3 protein-coding genes are annotated in these 2589 nt (G+C 40.8%); all 3 read right to left on the reverse strand.

The genetic code is table 11. The features are described from left to right. Positions 1 to 224: 224 nt before the first annotated feature. Positions 225 to 1550, reverse strand: a complete 1326-nt coding sequence (gene dnaB / locus K6D58_RS02715) for a replicative DNA helicase (protein WP_296827304.1) — start codon at positions 1548 to 1550, stop codon at positions 225 to 227. 76 nt (positions 1551 to 1626) lie between these two features. Continuing rightward, a complete protein-coding gene (gene rplI / locus K6D58_RS02720; RefSeq protein ID WP_296827305.1) occupies positions 1627 to 2160 on the reverse strand; it encodes a 50S ribosomal protein L9 in 534 nt (177 codons plus the stop codon). 98 nt (positions 2161 to 2258) lie between these two features. Beyond that, entirely contained in the window at positions 2259 to 2531 is a 273-nt protein-coding gene (gene rpsR, locus K6D58_RS02725; protein ID WP_296827308.1) for a 30S ribosomal protein S18, read from the reverse strand. Positions 2532 to 2589 lie beyond the last annotated feature (58 nt).

Consider the following 2589-nt stretch of genomic DNA (forward strand, 5'->3'; position numbering starts at 1 on the left):
CTTGCGGACGCGAAATAAAATAATATTTGCGGACAGGAAAAAACTGAATTATAGAAGTGTAAGTAGGTAACAAACTTCTTGTGACAGATTTGGCGCTTAGCCATAAAAAAACATCCTGCGGTTTTCGTTTACGAAAACCGCAGAATGTTATCCCAAAATCTGGAAGACTGAAGTTTGATACCTACTGAAACGTATATAATTCAGTTTTTTTTATTATTAGTCTGTTAATTTTCGTCTGCTTTATTTTCGAACTTACTGTATGCAGGTAAGAACATAATATCAATATCACCACACGCACCGTTTCGCTGCTTGGCAAGAATAATCTTTGCATCCTGTGCACCTACACTATCACCATCTTTTATACGGTCACGGTGAAGGAACATTACAACGTCGGCATCCTGTTCAATAGATCCAGAACCACGCAGCTGAGCGAGGTTTGGTTCCTGACCTTCTGCATCGCGGGCAACCTGACAAAGAGCAACAATTGGAATTGAAAGCTCACGGGCAAGAGCCTTAAGAGATTTAGATATTTCTGAAACCTGTTCATAAACAGGCTTATTTGGATCTTCGGTAGCAATAAGACCAATATAGTCAATAAAGATGATTTTTACTCCCTGATTTTTTACCATTCGGCGGGCAACTGCACGAAGGTCAATAAGTTTCATGTTAGGAGTGTCGACTGTATAAAGAGGTGCTTCAAACCATCTTCCTGCAGCATCCTGAATGCGTTTTACATCATCAACCTTAAGCATACCGGAACGGATTTTTTGCATAGGAACACGAGCTTCCTGTGCCAAAAGACGCATACCAATTGATTCATAAGGCATTTCAAGTGAGAAGAAGCCGCATGGAATACGTTTTTCACAGGCAATGTTCTGTATGATGGAAAGTGCAAGGGCAGTTTTACCGATAGAAGGACGGGCACCAATAATAATAAGTTCGGAATCCTGGAAACCCGAAGTATATGTATCAAGTTTTGCAAATCCTGTTGGAACACCTGTAAACTGATTTTTACTGTTATAACGCTGTTCAATCAGTTCAATTTCCTTGAACATGATGTCTTTTGCAGAATAAATAGTTGTTGTTTCATTTCGTTCTGCAAGTGCAAAGATTTTCTGCTCTGCACTATCAAGAAGAGCATCACTTTTTTTCTGTAAATCAAAAGAAGAAGCCTTTAATTCTGAAGAAATTTTAATAAGGTCTCGACGTGTAGCACGATCAAGAACCATGTTTGCATAATAATCAATATTGGCTTCAGAAGGAACTGTATCTGTTAATGAGGCTATATAAGCAGCGCCGCCGGCCTGTTCAAGTTTTCCTTCAACTGTAAGTTCATTAATAAGGGAGATTGTGTCGCCTGTAGCATTCTTTGTAAAAAGCTTAATCATCGCTTCAAAAATCACCTGATTTTGAAGTGAATAGAATCTGTCTGCTCTAAGAATAGAAACAACATCAGACATTGCACCCCAGTTTAAAAGAAGAGCGCCAAGAACGGCCTGTTCAGATTCAATGTTGTGTGGTGGTACTTTATCTTTTAATGTTTCGTCCATTTTTAACTCCCGATAAAAAAAGCCGGTAAATACAGTGTACTACCGGCTCTTATAATTTTAAAGCAAAAAGTAAAAGTTACTCAGCTTTTTCAGCTGCAGCTTCTTCCTTTGCAGGTTCAGCTTTTTTCTCAGCTTTCTTTTCTGCTGGAGCAGCGCCTTCAACAGGCTGTGCTTTTACAGCAACGTGGATTTCAGCAACCTGTGCTTCATAAAGTTTGATTGTAGCTTTGAAGTTTCCAACAGATTTGATTGTTGATCCAGGGATTTCAATTCTCTTGCGCTCGATTTCGAAACCGAGTTTAGCAAGTGCTTCAGCAACAACGTTAGCTGTAACTGCAGCATAGAGCTTTCCGTTAGCTGCTGCTGGCATTGTAAGTTCAACAGCTGCTGATTCGAGCTTTTCTTTAAGGCTTGCAGAATCCTTTCTCTTCTGCTCTTTGCGAGCTTCGATTTCAGCTTTGCGGCCTTCGAAAATAGCTACTGTAGCTTCATTGTAAGGTACAGCAAGATTGCGTGGAAGAAGGAAGTTGCGAGCGTAACCGTTAGCAACGTTCTTTACATCTCCCTCTTCACCAAGTGATTTAACGTCTACGTTAAGAATTACTTTCATTTGTATTCTCCAAGCTCCTGTAATTTTTCAAAGATTACCTCGGAGTATAAGATAATCCGATATGTCGGCAAGCACAGCTTGCCTCTGAGGCCTAAGGCCTAGTCAGCTACGTAAGGCAAAAGACAAATAGAGCGAGCTCTCTTAATAGCTTTTGCAACTTCACGCTGGTGCTTTGCACATGTACCTGTGATGCGGCGTGGAAGGATCTTACCGCGCTCTGTCATATAACGGCGGAGAGCATCAGCATCCTTGTAGTCAATCTTTGCTTTGTTAGCACAGAAACGGCATACCTTCTTGCGGAAGTATGTCTTTCCCTTTGCGCGTCCGTCACGATCTTCTTCGCGACCTTCTGAAGCAGTTGTATCAGCCATAGCTGCTTCCTGTGTCTGTTTTTCTTCCATTTCCTGTGTATTTTCTTCAGACATAATT

The organism is Treponema sp., assembly GCF_024696245.1.
Taxonomy (GTDB): domain Bacteria; phylum Spirochaetota; class Spirochaetia; order Treponematales; family Treponemataceae; genus Treponema_D.